This window comes from Haloferax elongans ATCC BAA-1513 (assembly GCF_000336755.1).
Lineage (GTDB): Archaea > Halobacteriota > Halobacteria > Halobacteriales > Haloferacaceae > Haloferax > Haloferax elongans.
Genome location: NZ_AOLK01000025.1, coordinates 1 through 253, shown reverse-complemented (window position 1 = coordinate 253; position 253 = coordinate 1). Strand labels below are relative to the sequence as shown.

The window sequence follows — 253 nt, the reverse complement described above, 5'->3', positions numbered from 1 at the left end:
GAATCTGGGCTTCGCAAGGGGGCTTAAGTCGTAACAAGGTAGCCGTAGGGGAATCTGCGGCTGGATCACCTCCTAACGACCGAGACCACCCCGACGGGGTGGCTCACTTTCGATCTCCCGAGTTCGACGACGTCCGTTCGGACACCTTAGAACTACTAGGGCTAACACGGGCCCATAGCTCAGTGGTAGAGTGCCTCCTTTGCAAGGAGGATGCCCAGGGTTCGAATCCCTGTGGGTCCATGGTAAGCAGTAC

The 253-nt window shown here is 57.7% G+C and carries 1 tRNA gene and 1 rRNA gene; both read left to right on the top strand.

From position 1 onward, the window contains the following. Nucleotides 1-74, top strand: a 16S ribosomal RNA gene (locus C453_RS18965); the annotation flags it as partial. Nucleotides 75-168: 94 nt separating this feature from the next. Continuing rightward, nucleotides 169-240, top strand: a tRNA-Ala gene (locus C453_RS18960). Nucleotides 241-253: the final 13 nt, after the last annotated feature.